This is a genomic window from uncultured Shimia sp., assembly GCF_947498095.1.
Classification (GTDB): Bacteria; Pseudomonadota; Alphaproteobacteria; order Rhodobacterales; family Rhodobacteraceae; genus Shimia.
In genome coordinates, this window is record NZ_CANMJE010000006.1 from 153,752 (window position 1) to 176,077 (window position 22,326).

Here is a 22,326-nt window from a genome sequence, read left to right on the forward strand (position 1 = left end):
ACTTGCAAAAATCATCGGAAAAGAGGCAAGATTTCAAAATAGTTTTGCAAAATTTCATGGAGGTCCGGATATGGCCCCGCAATGGGACGATCTGCGCGTCTTTCTGGCCGTCGCCCGCGAAGAAAGCCTGTCAGCGGCCGGGCGCCGTTTGAACGTGGATCCCGCGACCGTGGGACGGCGCGTTTCGCGTCTGGAAGATGCCTTTGACACGCCCTTGTTTGTGAAATCCCCCACCGGCTATGCGCTGACCGCTGCCGGACAGCGATTGATGAGCCATGCGGTGCGGGTTGAGCAATCCCTGGAAGAGGCCGCAGAAGAGCTGAGCGGTGATCCGGGCGGCCTTTCGGGTCAAATTCGCATCGGGGCTCCGGATGGCGCGGCAAACTACTTGTTACCCCAGGTTTGCCACAAGATTGCCGAGGGCAACCCGGATCTCGAAATCCAAATCGTGGCTCTGCCACGTGTGTTCAGCCTGTCAAAACGCGAAGCGGATATGGTGGTCGCGGTCAGCCCGCCAACGGCGGGGCGTCTGATGGTGCAAAAAATCACGGACTACAAACTGCATTTGGCGGCGGCCCGGTGGTACTTGCGAAGCGCGCCACCCCTTGAAACGCTGGACGACCTCAAAAACCACCAGATCGTCGGATATATTCCGGATATGATTTTCGATAAGGAACTGGACTATCTGAGTGAAATTGGCGTTGAGAAACCCACAATTGGCTCAAACTCGGTATCGGTTCAGATCAACTGTGTGCGCATCGGTGGAGGGGTCGGAATTGTGCACGATTTCTCGATCCCGTTTAACCGCGGTGTGCGCAAAATATTGGAAGATCAGTTCAGCCTAACGCGCGGATTTTACCTTGTGCGTCACGAAGATGACAAGCGTCTGGAGCGCATGAACCGCTTTTCCGAAGCGCTTTGTCAGGGAATCCGCGATGAAGTGACCCGATTGGAAGCGAAAACTTGACAATAACTTTTGATGCGGCAACGCTTGAAATCAAAGCAATATTCTCAAGGAGTTTCGCAAATGCTGGTTAGTCAGATTCTCAAGTCCAAGGGCGACCAAGGTGTCGTAACCGTTAAACCTGGCACTTCGGTTTCTGATGCGGCCAAGATTCTTGCAGAAAAACGGATTGGGACCGTGGTGGTCTCATCTGATGGCAGCAGCGCCGATGGCATCCTGTCAGAACGCGATATTGTGCGCGAACTGGCCAAGCAGGGTGGTGCCTGTCTGGCTGAGCCCGTTAACACCTACATGACCTCCGAGTTGGTCACCTGCACGATGAGAGATGATCTTAACGACGTGCTGGCCAAGATGACCGAAGGGCGGTTCCGCCACATGCCCGTGCTTGAAGGTGACAAGATGATTGGCCTGATCACGCTGGGTGACGCCGTTAAGGCGCGGTTGAGCGAGTTGGCGATGGAAAAAGACGCGCTTCAAGGGATGATCATGGGGCACTGACCCGATTACTTCTTTGGCAAGAGACAGGGGCGTGACCAATCAGGTTGCGCCCTTTCTGTTTCCGACCCGCAGAAATACCTGTGCGGATAAGAAGCCTTGCAATTCAGTACGCAATATTGTTGCGTGCGCTCAGGACAGATAATGCGGAGAACCTCCATGCGCGTTGGACTTTACCCCGGAACCTTTGACCCGATCACAATGGGCCATATCGATATTATCCGCCGGGCCTCGCTCTTGGTAGACAAGCTGGTGATTGGTGTCGCGATCAACCGCGACAAGGGGCCTCTGTTCACGCTAGAAGAGCGTGTTGCCATGATTGAAGCGGAATGCGCCAAGCTTAGTGCCGAGACCGGAACCGAGATCATCGCCCATCCGTTTGAGAATCTCCTGATCGATTGTGCCAAGGACGTTGGCGCACAGGTCATCGTGCGTGGCCTGCGGGCTGTGGCGGACTTTGAGTATGAATTTCAGATGGTTGGCATGAATCGCGCGTTGGATTCTTCGGTCGAGACCGTGTTCCTGATGGCTGAAGCGAAACATCAGGCGATCGCCTCGAAGCTGGTCAAGGAAATCGCCCGGCTTGGCGGGGACGTGTCGAAATTCGTCACACCAATGGTCAATGACGCTCTGAACGACCGCTTCAGCTGATCAAATTTCCGGCCCGCTTTTGACCTGCCTTTTGGGGCAGGGGCTTGTGCCGATACAATGATCGGATAGGGTGCGAGTAAGCACGATACAGGAGCGCGTTTATGAGTGGTTTGTTAGCCCTTCTTGATGATGTAGCAGGCATTGCCAAAGTGGCGGCAGCCTCAATTGATGATGTGGCCGCCGGCGCCGCCAAGGCCAGCGCCAAGGCCGCAGGTGCCGTGATCGACGACGCCGCTGTAACGCCAAAATACGTGCATGGGTTTGAGGCCAAACGCGAACTGCCCATCATCTGGAAAATTGCCAAGGGCTCGATCAAGAGCAAAATGTTGATTTTGCTTCCTGCCGCGCTGCTGCTGGCGAATTTTGCGCCTTGGCTAATCTCCCCCCTGTTGATGCTGGGCGGGGCGTACTTGTGTTTTGAAGGCGCCGAGAAAATCTATCATCTTTTGGTGCCGCACGACGACCACCATGTGTTCGAAGAGGACATCCCTGGTGACCCCGCGCATCTTGAGGAAAAGAAGGTTGGCGGTGCTATCAAAACCGATTTCATCCTGTCCGCCGAGATCATGACCATCATCCTCTCTGGCATTCCCGAGAGCAATTTCTGGATGGAGGCGTCAACGCTGGCCGTGGCTGGTCTGGGCATTACTGTGGCTGTCTATGGCTCGGTGGCTTTGATTGTGAAAATGGATGATGTCGGTCTGGCGATGTATGCCAATGGCAATTTCTCGTTGACCCGTTTGATCGGTCGCTGGCTGGTGCGGGGCATGCCTTACTTCATGAAGTTGCTGACCATTATCGGCACGGCCGCAATGCTTTGGGTCGGTGGCTCGATCGTGATCCACGGCATGGAAGAGCTGGGCTTTGGGTGGCTCGGACATCACATCCACGACTGGGCTTATGCGGCTGGCCACATGGTGCCCGCAGCTTGGGAAGGCTTTGTCGAATGGACCGCCAAGGCGACGATGGACGGGATTTTTGGGGTGGCGCTTGGCATGGTGCTGATCCCTGTGGCGACCAAGGTACTGGCCCCAGCGTGGAGCGCGGTGTTCGGCAAGGGTGACAGCGCGCACTAAGGGCGCTTATTGCACAGGAAGCGCTTTCAGATAGGCGGCGATGGCTGCGCGCTCGGCGTCGCTCAGCTGGCTGGTGTTCTCGATTACATCCACCATCTGACCGCCCGCCGTGTCATACTCCGGCGTGAACCCTGATTTCAGGTATTCAGCGATATCGCCTTCGGACCAGTCAAGCCCGGCAGGGGTGAGATCGGGAATCGTGCCTTTGCCGTCGGGATTTGGCCCTCCCGCGAGCCAGGAGCCTCGTTTCATACCGCCAAGCGCATTGCGCGGGGTGTGACACTCGGCGCAATGCCCAAGGGCTTCGACCAGATAGCGGCCTTCGATCTGTTGCTCGGTCAAATCGCCGTCCAGAACCCAGCCCTTACGGGTAAACATCAGCTTCCACCCCCCTAGTATACGTCTGATATTGAAGGGAAATCTGACATCATGAGGGGTGTTCGGCGTCGCAACCGCGGGCAGCGTCGACAGGAAACTGCGCAGTGAGGCCACGTCTTCGAGCGTCATTTGGGCGTAGGTGGTGTAGGGAAACGCCGGATAATAGTGGCGCTTTTCGGGGCTGGTGCCGTGGATCAACGCATTGGCGAGATCCTCGTCCGTCCATGCTCCGATCCCAGCCGTGACATCGCTTGAGATATTGGGGGCGTAAAACGTGCCGAAATCGGTCTTGAAAGCGTGGCCACCGCCAAGCCGCAACTTGGCATCATCCTGCGAGTCCGGGGTGGCGTGGCACGAGGCGCAACCACTGGCATAGAACACGGTTTTGCCGCGCTCCACGTCCGCTGACACGGTGGCCAGCATGTCCGATTCGACGGTTGACGGCGCGGTCAGTATCCAGCCCGCGCCGCCCACTATGGTCCCAAAAATCAGGACCAGTTTCAAAGGTCCATTCATCATGGATCTCGCTTTAGGTTACTCAGGCGCACGATAGGCTTTGTGGCAGGCACCACAAGCTCCGCCCAAAGCCCCCATGGCCCCCTGCAAGGATGCCAGATCAGTTCCGGCGGCGGCCTGCATGGCTGTCACAGCTTCGGACAGGGCTTTGCCCTTGGCCATCACATCGGGGAAGTTTTGCCAGATCTCGGGCAGGGCGCGGGTGTTAGAGATCGAGTCGGTGTCCGTGCCAGCGGGCCAGAGCGTGGATTGATCCAGCTGCACCAAAAGCCCCAGATTATTGGCGGCTGCGGTGGCGGCATCGGCACTGTATTCAACGTTGCCTTTGGCCATTGCACCCAATTGACCAAGGTTGTTTGCATAAAGCTGCATGATCGCCATACGCGCTGTTACAGCAGGGTTGTCGGTCTCATGCGCAGTTGCCGCGCCCAGAAAAATTGTCGCCGTCAGGCCTAGGGCTGTCACGAAAGATACTCTCTTCACCGGATGTCCTCCTTACAAAATGAACTGCACCAAAGGTACCCTGCTCATTTATTTTCGCAATTGGGAATAATTTATGTTTATTGTTAAAATATGAACAATGACAACTGGGACGATATTCGATTTGTGCTGGCGGTGGCGCAAGAGGGGTCGTTGAATGCCGCTGCCAAAAAGCTGGGCGTGACTCACGCCACGGTGATGCGGCGGGTGGCGGCGTTTGAAGCCCGCCACAACCGACCGATCTTCCGCAAACTCGGTTCTGGATACCAAGTTCTGCCCGAAGCCGAGACTATTCTAAAGGCCGCGCAGAATGTCGAGGACGCGATGTATTCGATAGACCGCGCTGTTCTGGGCACCGATCAAACCTTGTTTGGGACTGTGAAAATCGCGTCGACCGACAGTATTTGCCAACTGGTTTTACCGAAAATACTGGGCAAAATCAGCGGACTATATCCGGATTTGGAATTCACCGTGCTCAGCGCCAACTCATATCACGATCTGTCGCGGCTATCAGCGGATATTGCCATCCGCCCCACCAAAAAGCTCGAGGATGATTTGGACGGGGAAATTGTTGGCGAGCTGGGCTTCGCGGTGTACGGACCTACCCATCCCGTCTCGCAATGGATAGGTCTCAAGGGGCCGCTCGGGCGCTCTGTTGCGGCGGATTGGATGGAGAACAATCTAGACCCCGCAGAGATTGCCCACACCGGAGACAGCTTTCTGGTTATTCAAGAGATGATCGCCGAGGGCCTTGGTAAAGCCTTTTTGCCCCGGTTTGTCGGAGACTCGGACAACCGGTTGAAACGGCTCGACAATGCTGCCCCCATTCCGGTTGTGCCCTTGTGGATGGCCGCCCAGAAAGAGGTTGTTGGGAATGTACGTCTGCAAGCGGTCTGGACCAAGATCGCCGCGATGATGCGGGCCGAATTCAGCGCGGCGTGATCCCTCGATTAGGCCTGAAACGCGTTAACCCAAGATCCCTGGCCAGTTCGCCTGACCTTTTGCAATGTTTCCTGGCACATCTTGCAGCCACAATTCACGGGCGCGCAGGCTAAAGTTCAGATACAGCCGGTCTTCATGGATTGTCCAAGCCTCGGGCACCGTCGGGGCAAGATAGCCTTTGGAGGCAGCGAAGGCGCAGTAACCGCCAAAGACCGGGGCATAGGCCTCGGGATTGGCTTTGAAAGTTGCAGCGTTATCGGCAGATGCAAAATGCCAATCCGCGCTGTTCCAGGTCACTGTGTGATCGGCCGAGCCAGCAACTGGTTTACCGTCTGTGAAATAGGCCACGGGGTCGGTGCCATTGATGGCAATGGGGTTCTGAAAAACCTGAGGTTCCGCAGCCTGCGCTGCGTGGGGCGTCAAGGCATAGGCCACTGGCGCGGCGGCAATCAATCCAAGGGCGGTACGGCGTGTGAGCATGGTCTCTCCTCCTGTGTTCATTCCAAGATACTTATGCGGCCCCAATGTGTAAGGCCCCCTGACGACTGTGTGATCTGACCGTGAAAGATGCGATGTAAGGCACTGAAAAGAAAAGGGCACCCGCAGTGGGTGCCCTCTACAACATGTTTCAGTCTGGCGTGGGTCAGACCAGCGCCTTGGCCTTTTCGACCACATTGTCTGCTGTGATTCCGAATTTTTCGAACAATTCGCCGGCAGGCGCTGAGGCGCCAAACCGGTCCATGCCGACAAAGTCGGATTTGCCGGGGCGGGCGCGTTCGCCCAAGAGCCATTGATCCCAGCCCTGACGGACTGCGGCTTCGATGCCGATGCGGACGATGTTGCCTGCAGGCAGAACCTTGCGGCGATAGGTTTCGTCCTGTGCGGCAAACAGTTCCATACAGGGCATGGACACCACGCGGGTGCCGATACCCATCGCTTCCAGCTTGGCCTTGGCTTCTATCGCGACCGATACTTCTGAACCCGTAGCCATCAGGATGACTTGACGTTTGTTCTCGGCTTCGGCCAGCACATAAGCGCCTTTGGAGACGAGGTTGGCGTTCTTGTGTTCGGTGCGCAGCGTCGGCAGGTTCTGACGTGTCAGGGCCATGACCGAAGGCGTGTCTTTGGACGACAGGGCGATTTCCCAGGCCTCGGCGGTTTCCACCGTGTCGGCGGGGCGGAACACATAGGTGTTCGGTGTCGCGCGACAGATCGCGAGGTGCTCCACGGGCTGGTGCGTCGGGCCATCTTCGCCAACGCCGATTGAGTCATGGGTCATGACAAAGACCGATGGCACTTTCATCAGGGCCGCCAGACGCATGGATGGGCGGGCATAGTCTGTGAAACAGAAGAAGGTGCCCGAGTAGGGGCGGATGCCGCCATGCAGTGCCATGCCGTTCATTGCGGCGGCCATGCCGTGCTCGCGGATACCCCAATAGACGTAGCGACCCTTGCGGTTATCGGTGTCAAACACGCCCAGATCTTCGGTCTTGGTGTTGTTTGACCCGGTGAGGTCAGCCGAGCCGCCCACAGTTTCCGGCATGATCGGGTTGATCGCGGCCAGCGCCATTTCTGACGATTTGCGGGTGGCGACCGAGGGTTTGTCCTCGGAGATCTGCTTTTTCAGGGCCTTGACCACGGCGGACAGACGCTTGGGCGCGTCAAGTGCATAGGCGCGGTTGAACCGGTCTTGTTTTTGTTTGGAAACGTCGGCGAAACGACCTTCCCATGCGGCGCGATCCTCGGCGCCACGGGCGCCAATGGCTTCCCACTGGGCTTTGACGTCGGCGGGCACTTCAAACGGGCCGCCGGTCCAGCCATAAAGCTCTTTGGCGGCTTCCATCTGGTCGCCATCGGTCAACGCACCGTGACCTTTCGATGTGTCCTGTGCGGCATGGCCCAATGCGATATGGGTCTTGCAGGCGATCATCGAAGGTTTCTTGGCTTTCTTGGCGGCTGTGAGGGCCGCGTCAATCGCCTCGGGATCATGGCCGTCGATTTCCTGCACATGCCAGCCTGACGCTTTAAAGCGTTTGACCTGATCGGTGCGGTCGCTCAAATCAACCGTTCCATCGATGGTGATGTTGTTGTTGTCCCAAAGCACGATCAACTTGCCCAGAGAATGGCGGCCCGCAAGGCCGATGGCCTCGTGGCTGATGCCTTCCATCAGGCAGCCGTCGCCAGCGATGACATAGGTGTTGTGATCCACGATCTTGCGACCGTATTGCGCTCGCTGGATTTCCTCGGCCATTGCAAAACCAACTGCGTTGGCGACGCCCTGACCCAAGGGGCCAGTGGTGGTCTCAACGGCGTCGATCAGGAAGTTCTCGGGGTGGCCAGCAGTCAATGCGCCCATCTGGCGGAAGTTTTTGACCTGATCCAGCGTGACCTGGCGGTCGCCACAAAGGTACAGCAGCGAATAGATCAGCATCGAGCCGTGGCCCGCGGACAGGATGAACCGGTCGCGGTCTGGCCACTGCGGGTTCGCCGCATCAAATTTCAGGTGTTTCTCAAACAGAACCGTTGCCACATCGGCCATGCCCATCGGCATACCGGAGTGACCTGAATTGGCAGCCGCAACAGCATCCAGCGTCAGGGCGCGAATGGCAGCAGCTTTCATCCAGTGTTCGGGGTTCTTTTTACGAAGGGCAGCGATATCCACGGGCTGTTTCCTTTGACTGGTCGCAGAAGGTTTTCCGCTCAATAACAGGCTGAGGGTGAAGATCAAGCGCGGCGTCCAAGTGTCTGATTGCAAAGGGGGCGCAATTTGCAGTTTCATTGGCTAATATCGGTGAAAGACGGCCAAATCGGCGATTCGGCGATTGTCGGGACAGGGCAGCGACGATAGATCAGAAGGCAAAGGGCAGAGGCGCTGGTGTGACACGCCTCGACAACAAGGCCCGGAAGAAAGGGAAAGAGGCTCATGAGTGAGATCAGCGATCTGGAAAGCAGGATCAGCGCCGCGATGGACCGCATCAGCCGAGGGCTTGAGGGCCTCACGGCACCAGCCGGCGAAGATGACGCCGCCGACGCAGCAGCAAAGTCAGAACTCAGTGACGCACAGGCGGCGCTCGAGAATGAAAAACTGGCGAATACTCAGCTGGAAGAACGCATCAAGACACTGAATACCAAGCTGGAAGACAGCGAAGCAGAACTGGCCACGGCGCGTCAGGCGGTCGAAGCCGCTGCTGAGGCCCGCGAGGCCGCCGAAGAAAGCCTGCGCGAGGCCAAGGCCGAAGTCGAAGCCAAAGAGGCCGCCGCTGCCGATGCCGCGCCTGAGGTTGTCGCTATCGATCTTGAGACGCAGCGCGATACCATTGGCGAACTTGCCAGCCGGTTGCGCCGTCTGCGACGTACCAGCCGTATGGTGCGCGCGGCCATTCAGCAATTGCGCGCCGCTGCCGAAAGCGGTCTGAAAGACCCAAGTCTTATCAATCAGGCGCTTGTGGCAGAACTTGATGATCTGAAATCCATGCGTGCTGCGGAATTGGCGGAAATGGACGTTATTGTTACGGCCTTACGTCCCTTGTTGGGAACCGAAGCGCCTGCAAATACTGACAGCGGGGAGGACGCGTAATGCCAGAAGTGGAAATTCATATCGGTGGTCGTTCGTTTGAAGTGGCCTGTCAGGAAGGCGAGCAGGATTACCTGACCTCTGCCGCCAAGATGCTGGACGACGAAGCCCAGGTTCTGGTCAGCCAGATCGGTCACATCACTGAGCCACGCATGCTGTTGATGGCGGGACTGATGCTGGCCGACAAGACTGCAGGCGTCGAAGACCGCCTGCGTGAGCTTGAGGCCAAGCTGGCCGAAACCGAGGGCATGCTGCAATCCCTGCAAAGCGCGGAACCTGAAAAGGTCGAAGTGGCGGTGATCCCTAACGAGGTTTCGGACACATTGGCCGAACTGGCCGCCCGCGCCGAAGCTCTGGCCGCGGAAGTTGAAGATAAAGCCAGCTAAGTCACGAATAGAAAAGAAAAAAGGCCGATCTTTCGGGCGGCCTTAGTCTATTTTGGGTTCGGATAAGATCAGCCGTTGGCTTCGCGGATCTTGTTTGCCGCATCCTTGTCATAGCTGACGCCATTCGTGTCGAACATCGTGTCCAGTTCACCCGACAGGGTCATCTCGGTGATGATGTCGCAACCGCCGACAAACTCGCCTTTGACGTAAAGCTGCGGGATGGTAGGCCAGTCGGAATAATCCTTGATGCCCTGACGGATGTCTTCGTCGGCCAGAACGTTCACATCGGCGAAATCGACGCCCATGTAGTTCAGCACACCGGCCACGCGGCTGGAAAACCCGCACTGCGGCATTTCCTTGGTGCCCTTCATATAAAGCACAACGTCGTTGGCTTTGACGATTTCGTCGATCCGGGATTTTGTATCGCTCATTTGCGCGTGTCCTTTTGCATAGGCGCCTCTTGGCGCTGTCTTTTGTCCAGCATGTCCTGAAAAACGCTGGTCGTTGTGGCGTCTTGTCCCAAAGCGCGTTCCGCAACATTGCGTGGCTGGCTTTGCGACAAAGGCGTGTGTCTGTTGCCCCTCAGATAGGCCTGACCCCCGGCGGTGACAACCACCAAAAGAACGATCAGCCCAAGAACCAACAGCGCCGTAGTCATCAATCCGGTGCTTTGGTGGTCAGCGCCAGCGCGTGAAGTGCGCCGCTGTCGATGGCTGATTTCACCGTGGCATTGACCGCGCGCTGTTGCTGCACCCGGCTCATCCCGCGAAAGCTTTCGTCAACGACTTCGGCTGAAAAATGGGCGCCATCGTCGCCCATCACGGTGATCTTGGCCTCGGGGAAGCCTTCGCGGATCATCGCTTCGATGTCAGAAGCAAGCATGGTTGTGGTATCCTTGTTGATCGGTTTTCTTGAACTTAGTCTCGCGGGCAGGGGGCTTCAAGCAGATGCGTTGCGCGGATTACCCCTCGGTTGGCTTCAGCATGTGAAAAACCAGCAATTCCACGTCAACACCATCCGGCCGGTGCCAGATGGCGGTGCCTTCCGGGGCAGGCGTGAACCCGGCCTTTTCATAAGAGCGAATGGCGCGGGCGTTTTCGGGCGCCACATCCAGCCACAGGCGCGGCGTGCCAAGGCTCTCAAAGGCAAAGGCAATGAGTGCGCGCAAAAAGGGCTGCCCCAATCCCTGATCGGTTCGGTCCAACGCCAAGCGGCGCAATTCAATCTGAACATCGGACTGCGCGCAGCCGTGGAACATGGCAAAGCCCGCTGGCTGGCCATCGTGCTCCCAGATCACAAAGGCGGCGTCCGGGTTCGACAGGATCATCTGCAGCGCGTCTTCGGGAGCATCCTCGATAAAGTGCTGGTTCTCGGGGCGTCCTGCGACAGAGCGTACAAAGGCGAAATCCCGATCTGTGGCCGGGCGTAGAACAGAGCTGCTCATAACGTCCCCTTCAATGGCACTGACAGGTACACACCAAACTCTTGTCCTATATCGGCGCTGACACGAGCGTGAACCGCGCCTTGCCGGTCAAGGAAGCGTTGTTGATCGTGCACCGGGAAAATCCCTTCGTGCCAGATGTTTGCATGAATATAGAGACCCTTTGACCCATCGCACCAGAACGCCACCACCTTGTCTGGTGTCAGGTCATCGCCGGGCAGGGCGAGGGGCACCACAAAGGGTTTGCGATCCAGCGGAAAGAACAACTGTCCCCCGTCTGGGTGATAGTTCATGTGCCACAAGAGAACCTTGTCACGCGGTTCGGTCGGTGCGGTGGTGCTGGCGGTTTGAGGATCAACCGACCACCCGAGTACGTAGTTGCCATTGACCGCTTCGTTCTCCCCATAAAGAACATCACCCTTCCAGTCGCAGCGGAACGTGCCCTCGACACTGCCGCCCTCGTCTCCGGTTCCTTCATCGATAGCACGCCATCCTTGCGCCGGCCACCGAGTGATCTCGATGTCGAACCCGTCCGGGTCGTCTACAAGACAGCCATATCCCTTCACACTCTCGTCGGTGGCGGCAATCAAGGGCACATCATGAAACGGCAAACTGGGCTTTTCGCTGGCGTCAAACATGTAGGTTGGGGCGGTCATGACGAATCCTTTTCATTCTTCGCGCAAAGCCTGTGCCGAAATCTCATGACAGACCAACAAAAAAGGCAAGCGCAATGCACCTGCCTTCATTTTGGTCAAAGTACTCCGGGGTGAATTGGCTGCTTGCAGCCAAGAGGGGCCGCGCCCCTCACTTCCCTCGACGTTATGCCACCGCTTCCGCAAAGGCACCGCGGAACAGCGTGGTCAACTCTTCCAGAGGTGCACCGGAGTTGCCAAACCAGACGTGGTCGCCGGTGAACTTTCCGACAGAGCTGATCGCGACACCCGCCCGGCCAGCATTGATCATCAGCGCCTCGGCCTGATCAAAATTACAGGCCACCAGATAGCGTGCCTGATCCTCGCCAAACAATTCGGCGGTGTCTTCGCTGTCCAATTGGACACCAACACCGGCGGCCTCGGCCATTTCAAACGCGGCCAGCGCCAGGCCACCATCGGCAATATCGGTACAGGCCTTGATGAAATCACGGTTCTCGCGGATGAATTCGCCGTTCTTTCTCTCAGCGTCCAGATCCACATGCGGGGCGTCGCCGTCTTCGCGGTTGAAAACCTCGGCCAAAAGAGCCGACTGGCCCAGATGGCCTGCGCTTTCGCCCACCATCAACAACACATGACCGTCGCGGGCTTCGCCGTTGATCGGCTCTTCGTTTGCGGCAATCAGGCCCACGGCGCCGATGGTCGGGGTGGGCAGGATGCCTTTGCCGTCGGTCTCATTGTATAGCGAGACATTGCCCGAGACGATCGGCATGTCCAGCGCAGCAACAGCCTCGCCGATGCCTTTGATCGCGCCCACAAACTGGCCCATGATTTCAGGTTTTTCAGGGTTGCCAAAGTTCAGGTTGTCTGTTGTTGCCAAGGGCTTGGCCCCCACAGCACAAAGATTGCGATAGGCTTCGGCCACGGCCTGTTTGCCGCCCTCAGTCGGGTTGGCTTTGACATAACGCGGGGTCACGTCGCTGGTGAACGCCAGCTTCTTGTCGGTGCCATGTACGCGGATCACGCCTGCGCCTTGGCCCGGCAGACGGGCGCTGTCGGCCATCACCATGGTGTCATACTGCTCATAGACCCACTGCTTGCCGGCATAGTTGGGCGAGCTGATCACGGCTTTCAAACCGTCGATCGGATCTATCTGGGGAACGCTGTCGGCGTCCAAGGCCTCGGCTTCAGGTGTCGGCACCCAGGGGCGGTCGTATTCCGGCGCCGTTGACGAGAGTTTGGACAACGGCAGATCGGCTTTGACCTCGCCATTGTGCCGGATCAAAAAGCGGTCTTCCGCGAGAGTTTCGCCAACGATGGCAAAGTCCAGATCCCATTTTACAAACACCGCTCGGGCTTCGTCTTCCAGTTCCGGGTTCAGCACCATCAACATGCGTTCCTGAGACTCGGACAGCATCATCTCATACGCTGTCATATTGTCTTCGCGCTGCGGTACGTCCTCGAGGTTCAGTTTGACGCCAAGGCCACCCTTGTCGCCCATCTCGACGGCGGAACAGGTCAGGCCTGCGGCCCCCATATCCTGAATGGAAATCACGGCACCAGTCTGCATCAGCTCCAGCGTTGCTTCCATCAGGCGCTTTTCGGTAAAAGGATCGCCAACCTGAACGGTGGGGCGTTTTTCTTCAATGGTGTCGTCGAACTCAGCCGAGGCCATGGTCGCGCCACCAACGCCGTCACGCCCCGTCTTGGCACCCAAATAAACAACGGGCATTCCCACGCCCGAGGCGGCCGAATAGAAAATGCTGTCAGCCTTGGCGATGCCCGCTGCAAAAGCGTTCACAAGGCAGTTGCCGTTGTAGGCCGGGTGGAACCGAACTTCGCCGCCGACAGTAGGAACGCCAAAGCAGTTGCCATAACCGCCGATGCCTTCGACCACACCGTTGACCAGCTGGCGTGTCTTGTGATGACTCGGCTCGCCAAATGACAGCGAGTTCATTGCCGCGATCGGGCGTGCACCCATGGTAAAGACATCGCGCAGGATGCCACCCACGCCGGTCGCAGCACCCTGATAGGGTTCGATGTAAGACGGGTGGTTGTGGCTTTCCATTTTGAACACCACGGCATCGCCATCTCCAATGTCGACAATGCCCGCGTTCTCACCGGGGCCACAGATCACTTGGGGGCCATCGGTGGGTAGGGTACGCAGGTGGATCTTGGAGGATTTGTAAGAACAATGCTCGTTCCACATGGCCGAGAAAATGCCCATCTCGGTAAACGTAGGGTCCCGACCCAGGATGTTGATCACTTCGGCGTATTCGTCAGGCGTAAAGCCGTGGGCTGCGATGACGTTTTCGGTAATGGCCGGATCTTGCATAACGAGAGATTCCCCAAGTGTGGCGTTTCAAGGGGCTTTTAGGTCAGTCATGCTACAAGGGAAAGGGTAAACGCGTCGCAGTCAGAAACGTTGACCGACATAGATGTAAACCAGATCACTGCCTTCATCGTTGGAAGAGACGTCGATCGCGAAATCGGTCTCGAATTTCTTGGTCAGTTGAAACCGCAGACCGACACCTGCAGCGGCATGCAAGCCACCATCCTCAAGCGATGCATAATCGGGGCTTGTCATGCCGACACCTGCAAACACAACGCCGCCCAGACGGTTGCCAAACTTCTGACGCAGCTCTGCTTGAACCGACAGGCTGCGCAGATCGTAATACTGCGTCGGGGAAAAGCCGCGAAACTTGTCGATCCCTCCCAGGGCGCATTGGTCAAAGAACGGAGAGTCTTCGCTTGCGGCACAAGTTGAAACCTACCCTGCCAAAACAGTGCGCTCAGCCATCAGCCAATATCCGGCAGCATTGACGAACCCACGGGCGTACTCGCGGCTGGTGCCTTCGACGGTGGTTCCTGCGGACAATTCAAAATCTACGAAATAGCCTCCTCGTGGGTAGAGGTCATCATCGCGGCTGTCATATTGCGCGACCAGACCCATGTTCCACAACTTGAGCTCGCTATCATCGTCAAGGTCAGGAGGCAGTGCACCGCCATCCGCCAAACCAATGGTTGTGTCGAGGTATCGTACCTTGCCGCCCAAAGAAAAATTCTCTGACAGCCCATAAAGCAAAGTGCTGGTGAACACGTAACCCTCTTGCTGGAGGCCAACAGGGGTGCCGCCCACAAAAAGATCATAGATCGCATCAGCATGGGCCAACGTAGCACTTAGTTTCCAACGGTTACTGTCCCAGGACAGGTCACCCGACAGGCCATAGGCAAAAGATCCATTGTCACTATAAAGCGCGCCCGCGGCGAGGCTTGAGGTATCACTGCCCGCATCCATTTCGAACAGGTAGCCGCCGCCAAGGGCCAATCCAGCCCCGATCGTCGGGGTTTTAAAGGGGATTGGCGCGAACAGAAACGATCCGTTGCGAAAGCCAAAATCTGTTTCGTCGTTGGCAACGTCGGACAGTGTGTTTGAGCTGGTTTCAAGTCCGCTCTCTGACAGGACGGGGCCCGTAAATCCCAATCCCAGTCCTATGGCCCAAATGCCAACACAGAGCGCTGTTCTTGCGCTGAATTCTAAACCAGTTTGGGGCAAAGCGGTTATGCCTAGGGTATCCCGCAGGCATGACCGCAAAGTCAAGTTGACGCCTTGTCCCGAGTAAGGATCAATCGCCCGGCTTTGAGCCACCGCCACCCGGTGCCTGACCAGGGGGTTGCGCTGCTGCGGCCGCTGCGCCTGCGGCGGCAACTTGTGCCTGTTGCTCTTCGGTCATGTCTTCTTGATGTTCCATACCTGGGATCGCAACACGCACCTCGCGGCGGGCAAAGTCGATACCAGCCTCTGCAAAGGCGGCTTTGATCTTGTTAAAGATCTCTTTGCGGATCATGAATTGCTTGCCGGGTTTGGCCATAAACTTACCGCGGATCACCATGCCCACATCGTCGATGTCAAAGACACCCTGCGACTTAAAGGGCTGCAGGAAGTCATCCTTGAACAGTTCATCCTCAAGCATTTCCTGACCGATCTTTTTAAAGATCTTCTTGATCTGGTTGGGGTTGGTGTCAAACGGCACGGTGAACTTGAGCTTCATGATCACCCAGTCGCGGCTATAGTTGGTCAGCTGCGGGATTTCACCATAGGGAATGGTGTGCACAGCGCCCCTGTGGTGGCGCAATTGCATAGACCGGATTGAGATTTTCTCAACCGCACCCATGGTGCCGGCGATCTCGACATATTCCCCGACACGAAAGGCGTCATCGATCAGGAAGAACACGCCCGATACAACGTCGCTCACCAGTTTCTGGGCACCAAAGCCAATTGCCAGACCGGCAATACCAGCACCGGCCAACAGCGGCGTGATGTCGACACCAAGGTTGCCAACTGCCAAGAGACCAAAGATGACGATGATTGTGGACCGCGCAGAGACCAGCGCGAGTGGCAAAACTGTCGACAAGCGCGACGCGCCCGCACCACCGATTTCGCCCGCATCTGCATCGTCCTGGCTCATGCCCATCGCGGTGTGCTCTGCCGCAAGGCGGCGGTTGATCCACAGCGATACAGCCTCGTAAGCGACGTAGCCCACGACACAGGTCATGCCAAAGCTAAAGAGGTTGTCGGCAATCCCGGCGCTTTCGCGGAGCAGCGACGACAGGCTGGCGTCCCATGCGCGCGCAATCAGCATCATAACGATGCCAAGTGCAATCACCCGGCCAATGCGAACATAGCTGCGTTTTGTAGCGCGATAGGCATCTTCTGCCACAGCACCCTCGCCAATCATCGGCGGGACGACGTGACGAACAATGCCCCGGATCGCCGTATCAATGACCGGCACTGCCAGCAGAACGAACATCGTATAATAATGCGCTCCGTGACCCAGCGGAGCCACCATATCTACGGCCGACAGGACACCGACCAGCACCCACGTACCAGCCGCGACAAACATCGCGAAATAGGGGTAGTTCCACGAGACAGACTTGTCGAACCCGGTCACATCCGGATCAGATCCCAGCATAATGGCACGCAAGCCATCGCGCACGGTCCAGGCCATGATTGCGATGTAGACGTAGACCGCACTGTCGAGCCAGAACGCGAGGCGTGTCTCTTCCATGCTGATCCCGGCGCGAACGTTAAAGGAGATTGCAAACAACGTGAAACCGCCCAAAAGCACGAGGCCAATCAGGTTCCGGTGCAGATATGACGCGGTGTGATTGTCGGCACTGACCAGTCGCAAGTCTTCGCGGCTTGGCGCCAAAAGAAAGCGCGACGCGGCGGCTGCCATGCGGGGCATCCAGATCAGATAGTTGACGAAAGGACCTGCAAAGGCCAGCTCTTCCGGGCTCAAAAGAATGCGACCCAGCACGCGGATCACAAAGAAGAACACGATCAGGCCAAAGATTTCTCGCAGGAAACGTCGGAACAGAAAGTTGATGGCACCGTACAGGCTGTCTTGGTCCTGATCGACCTCAAGCGTGCGGCGACGGGCCAGGATCATGCCAACAGCGCGTTCGGCGATGTAGCCAACGACCAGAACAAACGCGATCAGCCCGAACAGCCTCAGAACACCCGTGGCGCCTCCGTAGGTGTCAGCAAAGACCTGAACGGCCACAGCCTGGCTCGCAAGGAGGTTTGGTAGTTTTTGAATAGCATCAAGGGGTCTGGAGATGAAACCGGTCCAGACAACCGCGAGACGTTCGCTGAGAGGGGTCGTGTCAACCTCTTGCTGGGCGGCCTCGGCCACGGCATCCAGCCTGTCCAGCAGCAGGGCGCGAACCTGATCATCGGACATGCGCGCCACCATGGCATCAATGGCCTCGGGGGTCATTTCCTCTGGGTTGATCTGAATTTCTTCGGGGGCAGCCGTGCTGCCCGTGGACATGGGAACTTGTGCGGCGGCTGGCAGCGCCAAAATCGCGCCGAAAAGGGTGACCCAAAGGGCCCTTGAAAGAACTTTGAACATGAAAGCCTCGATCACTATGCTAATTGTTCACCAGATTAGCATGACGCGTCCGATATGCACCTTCTTTGTTCACTCTCTATATGGATTGCTTGATGGAATTGGCTTTGGCCCAAAAAAAAGGCCGAGCAATAAGCTCGGCCGAAGTCCAACAGGGAGGTGAAGACGCTGCACAAATGTGCAACTGGTGTCTTCAAGAGATGAATTAGGCATCAGTTTTGAATCGTTCAAGTGAAACAATGCCGCACCTGCAGCATTGCCGCTATGCACCCAATGCATAGCTTATAGATTTCCCAATTCTCTCAACTGCTTGCGGTGTGTAATAATCTCTTCCTGAACAAAGTCCCGAAAGGCCGCAATCCTCTTGGATTGGCGCAATTCCTCTGGGTAGGCGAGAAAAACAGGCACTTCACCCGAATCTACCTCAGGCAGAATTCGGACCAATTGCGGGAAATCCTGAGTGACATAGTCCGGCAAGACGCCAATTCCGAGATTGTGCAAAACTGCCTGCAGAACCCCGAAATAGTTGTTCACATATAGAACTGACGGGATTTCATTGCTCAGAAGCTGCTGTACGAGGCTGGCGCCGGCACCAACCTGGAACGAGTTGATGTTTTGACAGATCAGCCGGTGCGCGGCGAGGTCAGACATGGTTTCTGCTCCGCCATGTTGTTCGATGTACTCCGGCGTCGCATAAAGCCGCATGTGCACGCTCATCAACCGTTTGCGGATCAGATCAGCTTGTGACGGCTCTTTCATCCGAATGGCGACATCGGCTTCGCGCATCGGCAGGTCCAGCACGCGTTCCTCCAGCATCAGATCGATGTTGAGGTCCGGGTATTTCTCGTAAAGTTTCGGCAGCCGCGGGGCCAGCCAGAGAGTGCCAAAGCCGATTGTGGTCGTGACCCGCAATTCACCAAACACTTCTTCTTCACTGTCTCGAATGCGCGCGGCAGCGGCGTCCAGCCGTTTGGTCATGGATTTGGTGGCGTCAAACAGCAGCTCACCCTGTTCGGTTAGAATCAGTCCCCGTGCATGACGGTGAAACAGGGTGGCATTCAGGCTCTCTTCGAGGGCGCGAACCTGTCGAGATACCGCAGATTGTGACAAATGTAGCGTGTCGCCGGCATGTGTCAGGCTCCCGGCGTCGGCCACCGCGTGAAAGATTCTGAGCTTGTCCCAATCCATATTCGCAACTTTCGTTATCCTTTCCTTTGTCTAGGCGAAACAGAGCGAAAACAAAACAGCCGTTGGCGATGTAACGCGACGGGATCACAGAATTTTGTTGTTAGGTCATAATTTATGACCTAAAATCAGCCTATATTGAAATTGAGAAAATCAGACGAGGGGAGGCGTTGGATGAGTATCCAGAAAGTGTCGCTGAATGACCGGTTCGACTTGGACAAGCATCATGTGCTGCTGAATGGCACACAGGCGCTGGTTCGGCTCATGCTGATGCAAAAGGTCCGTGATGCCGCCGCTGGCCTGAACACGGCAGGGTATGTCACCGGCTATCGCGGATCACCTCTTGGGGCGGTCGACAGCCAGATGATGCGCGCCGAGCGGGAGCTGAAGGCCCATGACATCCTGTTCCAGTCCGGTCTGAACGAAGACCTTGCGGCCACAGCCCTATGGGGCGCCCAACAAGCTGAGTTGCGCGGCGAAGGCACCCATGATGGTGTTTTTGGCCTCTGGTACGGCAAAGGCCCTGGCGTGGATCGCACCGGAGACGTGATGCGGCATGCCAATATGGCCGGCACATCGGTCAATGGTGGCGTCCTGATGGCGATGGGGGACGATCACACGGGCGAAAGCTCAACCGTGCTGCACCAATCGGAATGGGCGTTGGTGGATGCCTATATGCCCATCGTTTCTCCTGCGGGTGTGCAGGAAGTCATGGATTACGGCCTCTACGGCATCGCCTTGTCGCGGTTTGCGGGCGTCTGGGTTGGTCTCAAGACCATGAAAGACACGATCGAGGCGACCTCGGTGGTGAATGGGGATCCGCATCGCCTGTCCTTTGTCACGCCAGAGTTCGAGATGCCCGAGGGTGGCTTGAACATCCGTTTGGTCGACACGCCGCATGCCCAAGAGGCGCGGATGATTGACTATAAACGCTTTGCTGCCGAGGCGTTTTCGCGCGCAAACAAGATGGACAAACGCGTTTGGGGGCAGCCCGGTGCCAAGATCGGTTTTGTCGCTGCGGGCAAGAACTGGCTTGATCTGGAACATGCGCTGGCACTTTTGGGTGTAGATCAGGACGAAGCAGAACGCCTTGGCATCACGACCTACAAGATCGGGCAGACGTTCCCCTTGGATATGCAAGGTTTCAACGATTGGGCCGAGGGCCTTGATCTTATTGTGATCGTTGAGGAAAAACGAAAACTCATTGAAGTGCAGGTCAAAGAGGCGATCTTTGACGACCGGCAGGGACGCCGGGTTTACGGCTGGCACAAGGGCGGTGGCGCCGGGTCCATGCACGGACCGGAACTCTTCCCGACCCGAGGCGCGCTTGACCCGATCATGATTGCCGAGAAACTGGGCGAGATCCTGATTGAAGAGGGGCGCGGCACGGATGCGGTTAAGGCTGGCATGCAGGCTCTGGATGATGCGCAACGCGCCGACAACGCAGAGGATATCGCCGCCCGCATTCCCTATTTCTGCTCGGGCTGTCCGCACAACTCGTCGACCAAACTGCCTGATGGCAGCCGCGCTTATGCCGGCATCGGCTGTCATTACATGGTGCAGTGGATGGACCGCGAAACCACTGGCTTTACTCATATGGGCGGCGAGGGCGCCAATTGGATCGGTGAAGCGCCGTTCTCAACCCGCGACCACGTGTTCCAGAACCTCGGCGATGGCACGTATAACCACTCGGGCGTGCAGGCGATCCGTGCAGCACTCGCAGCGGGTACCAACATCACCTACAAGATCCTGTTCAATGACGCCGTTGCGATGACCGGTGGTCAAGCCAATGATGGCGATCTCAACCCGCAACGCATTGCCTCTGAAGTGATGGCGATGGGCGTTGAAAATCTGGCCGTGGTTTATGACGACAAAGAAGACTTGGACAAGAACGGTTTCCCACAAGGGGTGGCGTTCCACGAACGTGAATATCTTATGTCCGTTCAAAAAGACTTTAGCGAAATCAAAGGTGTGTCTGTCATTGTTTATGTCCAGACCTGCGCCGCTGAGAAGCGCCGGCGCCGCAAGCGTGGGCTGTTTCCTGACCTGGACAAGCGGGTCTTCATCAACACCGATATTTGCGAAGGTTGCGGCGATTGCGGCGTACAGTCGAACTGTATTTCGATTGAACCGGTCGAGACCGAGCTGGGCCGCAAACGGGCGATAAACCAGTCGTCTTGCAATAAGGACTTCTCTTGTGTGAACGGGTTCTGCCCGTCGTTCGTTACAGTCGAGGGCGGCACGATCCGCAAGGAGGCCACCGCCGATCTGGACCTGCCCGACATGCCGGAACCTGAGATCAAACCAATCGTCGGCACGCACAATGTGGTCATCACCGGGGTGGGTGGCACAGGTGTTGTGACCATCGGCGCGGTTCTGGCACAGGCTGCTCAGATCGACGGCAAGGCTGCGGGCATGATGGAGATGGCAGGCCTCGCCCAAAAGGGCGGCGCAGTGCACATCCATTGCCGTCTGGCCGAAACCCCCGAAGACATCAGCGCGATCCGCGTGGCGACCGGCGAAGCTGACGCATTGATCGGCGGTGATCTGGTGGTGAGTGCTGGTGCCAAGACCCTTGGCCTGACCTCTACCGGACGCACTGGCGCGGTGGTCAACAGCCACGAGATCATCACCGGAGACTTTACCCAAGACATAGAATTCAAGTTGCCAACCAGTCGCTTAGAGGTCGCTCTTGAGGCGCGCCTGCGGGATGGTTTGGCGCTGTTTGATGCCTCTGAGCTGGCGCGCATCGCCTTGGGAGATTCGATCTTTTCCAACATGATGATCTTCGGCGCGGCCTGGCAAAAGGGTCTGGTCCCTGTCAGCCTCGCCGCCATCCAGCAGGCCATTGAGGTGAATGGGGCCGCGGTGGCCCGCAACCTTCGAGCGTTTGAGATCGGACGCTGGGCCGTGTTGTTCCCCGAAGACGCGAACAAGCTGTTGACCCCGAACGTGGTTGATATGCCCAAGTCACTGGACGAGCGCATCGCGTTCCGCGTTGACCATCTGGTGAAGTATCAGGGCAAGGGATTGGCCAAAAAGTACCGCAAGCTGGTCGATCAGGCACAGGATGAAAAGCTGAGAGAGGCCATCGCGCTCGGATACCATAAGCTGTTGGCCTACAAGGACGAATACGAGGTCGCACGCCTGCATCTTGAAAGCCGCGACAAGGCTGCCGAGGTGTTTGAAGGCGACTTTACCATGACCTATCACCTTGCACCGCCGATGTTGACCTCAGAAGGGCCCAACGGACGCCCCCGCAAGAAAGAGTACGGCCAGGGTATGGACCGTTGGTTCCGCCTGCTGGCGCGCATGAAGTCCTTGCGCGGCACACCGTTGGATATCTTTGGCCGCACCGCAGAGCGCAAGATGGAGCGTGCCCTGATCGCGCAATATGAGGCTGACATGGCCAACATCCTGCGCGATCACGCTGTGCAAGCGTCCGATGCCGCGATTGCACTGGCGGAACTGCCCCTGCAAATCCGGGGATTTGGCCCGGTTAAGCAGGAGAACGAAGCCAAAGCCGCGAAACGGCGCGAAGAATGCCTGGCCGCGCTTCGCAACGGCGACACGCCTGCCAAGGCTGCGGAATAGCCTGTCTTGTAACGGAATTGTCACAGCGGCATTTTAGTATCTTCTCAGGCGCAGGGTTCCTTTCTATACCCCGCGCCTG

The 22,326-nt window shown here is 57.3% G+C and carries 22 protein-coding genes; 8 read left to right on the top strand and 14 right to left on the bottom strand.

Going from position 1 to position 22,326, the window contains the following annotated elements; translation table 11 throughout:
• The first annotated feature begins 70 nt into the window (after positions 1 to 70).
• From Q0932_RS12205 to Q0932_RS12220, 4 genes are all read left to right on the top strand, one after another.
• Entirely contained in the window at positions 71 to 967 is an 897-nt protein-coding gene (locus Q0932_RS12205; RefSeq protein WP_299353138.1) for a LysR family transcriptional regulator, read from the top strand.
• A gap of 60 nt (positions 968 to 1,027) precedes the next feature.
• Positions 1,028 to 1,462: a CBS domain-containing protein gene (locus tag Q0932_RS12210; RefSeq protein WP_299353141.1), complete on the top strand. Its 435-nt coding sequence runs from the start codon at positions 1,028 to 1,030 to the stop codon at positions 1,460 to 1,462.
• A gap of 156 nt (positions 1,463 to 1,618) precedes the next feature.
• Positions 1,619 to 2,110, top strand: a complete 492-nt coding sequence (gene coaD / locus Q0932_RS12215; RefSeq protein ID WP_299353144.1) for a pantetheine-phosphate adenylyltransferase — start codon at positions 1,619 to 1,621, stop codon at positions 2,108 to 2,110.
• A gap of 101 nt (positions 2,111 to 2,211) precedes the next feature.
• Positions 2,212 to 3,186: a DUF808 domain-containing protein gene (locus tag Q0932_RS12220; protein WP_299353147.1), complete on the top strand. Its 975-nt coding sequence runs from the start codon at positions 2,212 to 2,214 to the stop codon at positions 3,184 to 3,186.
• 6 nt (positions 3,187 to 3,192) lie between these two features.
• On the opposite strand, the gene Q0932_RS12225 is transcribed toward Q0932_RS12220, so the two are convergent.
• A complete protein-coding gene (locus tag Q0932_RS12225) occupies positions 3,193 to 4,083 on the bottom strand; it encodes a cytochrome c (RefSeq protein WP_299353150.1) in 891 nt (296 codons plus the stop codon).
• 15 nt (positions 4,084 to 4,098) lie between these two features.
• Positions 4,099 to 4,563: a cytochrome c gene (locus tag Q0932_RS12230; protein ID WP_299353152.1), complete on the bottom strand. Its 465-nt coding sequence runs from the start codon at positions 4,561 to 4,563 to the stop codon at positions 4,099 to 4,101.
• A gap of 90 nt (positions 4,564 to 4,653) precedes the next feature.
• On the opposite strand from Q0932_RS12230, the gene Q0932_RS12235 reads away from it, so the two are divergent.
• The gene (locus tag Q0932_RS12235; RefSeq protein ID WP_299353154.1) at positions 4,654 to 5,502 is read left to right on the top strand and encodes a LysR family transcriptional regulator; all 849 of its coding nucleotides are present in this window, start codon (positions 4,654 to 4,656) and stop codon (positions 5,500 to 5,502) included.
• 24 nt (positions 5,503 to 5,526) lie between these two features.
• On the opposite strand, the gene Q0932_RS12240 is transcribed toward Q0932_RS12235, so the two are convergent.
• Entirely contained in the window at positions 5,527 to 5,982 is a 456-nt protein-coding gene (locus Q0932_RS12240; protein ID WP_299353156.1) for a YHS domain-containing (seleno)protein, read from the bottom strand.
• Positions 5,983 to 6,145: 163 nt separating this feature from the next.
• Entirely contained in the window at positions 6,146 to 8,164 is a 2,019-nt protein-coding gene (gene tkt, locus Q0932_RS12245) for a transketolase (RefSeq protein WP_299353158.1), read from the bottom strand.
• Between the two features lie 261 nt (positions 8,165 to 8,425).
• On the opposite strand from tkt, the gene Q0932_RS12250 reads away from it, so the two are divergent.
• Positions 8,426 to 9,079, top strand: coding sequence for a hypothetical protein (locus Q0932_RS12250; RefSeq protein ID WP_299353160.1), 654 nt, complete (start codon positions 8,426 to 8,428; stop codon positions 9,077 to 9,079).
• The gene (locus tag Q0932_RS12255) at positions 9,079 to 9,462 is read left to right on the top strand and encodes a cell division protein ZapA (protein WP_299353163.1); all 384 of its coding nucleotides are present in this window, start codon (positions 9,079 to 9,081) and stop codon (positions 9,460 to 9,462) included. Before Q0932_RS12250 ends, Q0932_RS12255 begins: the two co-directional genes overlap by 1 nt.
• 68 nt (positions 9,463 to 9,530) lie before the next feature.
• Here Q0932_RS12255 and grxD read toward each other — a convergent pair whose 3' ends face one another.
• The 10 genes from grxD to Q0932_RS12305 form a co-directional block, all read right to left on the bottom strand.
• On the bottom strand, positions 9,531 to 9,893 hold the full coding sequence (grxD, locus tag Q0932_RS12260; protein ID WP_299353166.1) for a Grx4 family monothiol glutaredoxin: 363 nt from the start codon (positions 9,891 to 9,893) through the stop codon (positions 9,531 to 9,533).
• Complete coding sequence (locus Q0932_RS12265) at positions 9,890 to 10,120, bottom strand: hypothetical protein (protein WP_299353169.1); 231 nt, start codon at positions 10,118 to 10,120, stop codon at positions 9,890 to 9,892. The genes grxD and Q0932_RS12265 overlap by 4 nt, the downstream gene beginning before the upstream one ends.
• On the bottom strand, positions 10,120 to 10,344 hold the full coding sequence (locus tag Q0932_RS12270) for a BolA/IbaG family iron-sulfur metabolism protein (RefSeq protein WP_299353172.1): 225 nt from the start codon (positions 10,342 to 10,344) through the stop codon (positions 10,120 to 10,122). Before Q0932_RS12270 ends, Q0932_RS12265 begins: the two co-directional genes overlap by 1 nt.
• Before the next feature lie 79 nt (positions 10,345 to 10,423).
• Positions 10,424 to 10,906, bottom strand: coding sequence for a GNAT family N-acetyltransferase (locus Q0932_RS12275; protein WP_299353175.1), 483 nt, complete (start codon positions 10,904 to 10,906; stop codon positions 10,424 to 10,426).
• Positions 10,903 to 11,559, bottom strand: a complete 657-nt coding sequence (locus Q0932_RS12280; RefSeq protein ID WP_299353178.1) for an ureidoglycolate lyase — start codon at positions 11,557 to 11,559, stop codon at positions 10,903 to 10,905. The genes Q0932_RS12275 and Q0932_RS12280 overlap by 4 nt, the downstream gene beginning before the upstream one ends.
• 163 nt (positions 11,560 to 11,722) lie before the next feature.
• The gene (purL, locus tag Q0932_RS12285; RefSeq protein ID WP_299353181.1) at positions 11,723 to 13,888 is read right to left on the bottom strand and encodes a phosphoribosylformylglycinamidine synthase subunit PurL; all 2,166 of its coding nucleotides are present in this window, start codon (positions 13,886 to 13,888) and stop codon (positions 11,723 to 11,725) included.
• An 81-nt stretch (positions 13,889 to 13,969) separates the two neighbouring features.
• Entirely contained in the window at positions 13,970 to 14,140 is a 171-nt protein-coding gene (locus tag Q0932_RS12290; RefSeq protein WP_299353184.1) for a hypothetical protein, read from the bottom strand.
• Positions 14,141 to 14,323: 183 nt separating this feature from the next.
• Positions 14,324 to 15,037 (bottom strand): BamA/TamA family outer membrane protein, encoded by a 714-nt coding sequence (locus Q0932_RS12295; RefSeq protein WP_299353187.1) that lies wholly within the window; start codon positions 15,035 to 15,037, stop codon positions 14,324 to 14,326.
• Positions 15,038 to 15,179: 142 nt separating this feature from the next.
• A complete protein-coding gene (locus Q0932_RS12300) occupies positions 15,180 to 17,471 on the bottom strand; it encodes a mechanosensitive ion channel family protein (protein WP_299353191.1) in 2,292 nt (763 codons plus the stop codon).
• Positions 17,472 to 17,750: 279 nt separating this feature from the next.
• Positions 17,751 to 18,656 (bottom strand): LysR family transcriptional regulator, encoded by a 906-nt coding sequence (locus Q0932_RS12305; protein WP_299353194.1) that lies wholly within the window; start codon positions 18,654 to 18,656, stop codon positions 17,751 to 17,753.
• Between the two features lie 171 nt (positions 18,657 to 18,827).
• On the opposite strand from Q0932_RS12305, the gene Q0932_RS12310 reads away from it, so the two are divergent.
• Complete coding sequence (locus Q0932_RS12310) at positions 18,828 to 22,247, top strand: indolepyruvate ferredoxin oxidoreductase family protein (protein ID WP_299353197.1); 3,420 nt, start codon at positions 18,828 to 18,830, stop codon at positions 22,245 to 22,247.
• Positions 22,248 to 22,326: the final 79 nt, after the last annotated feature.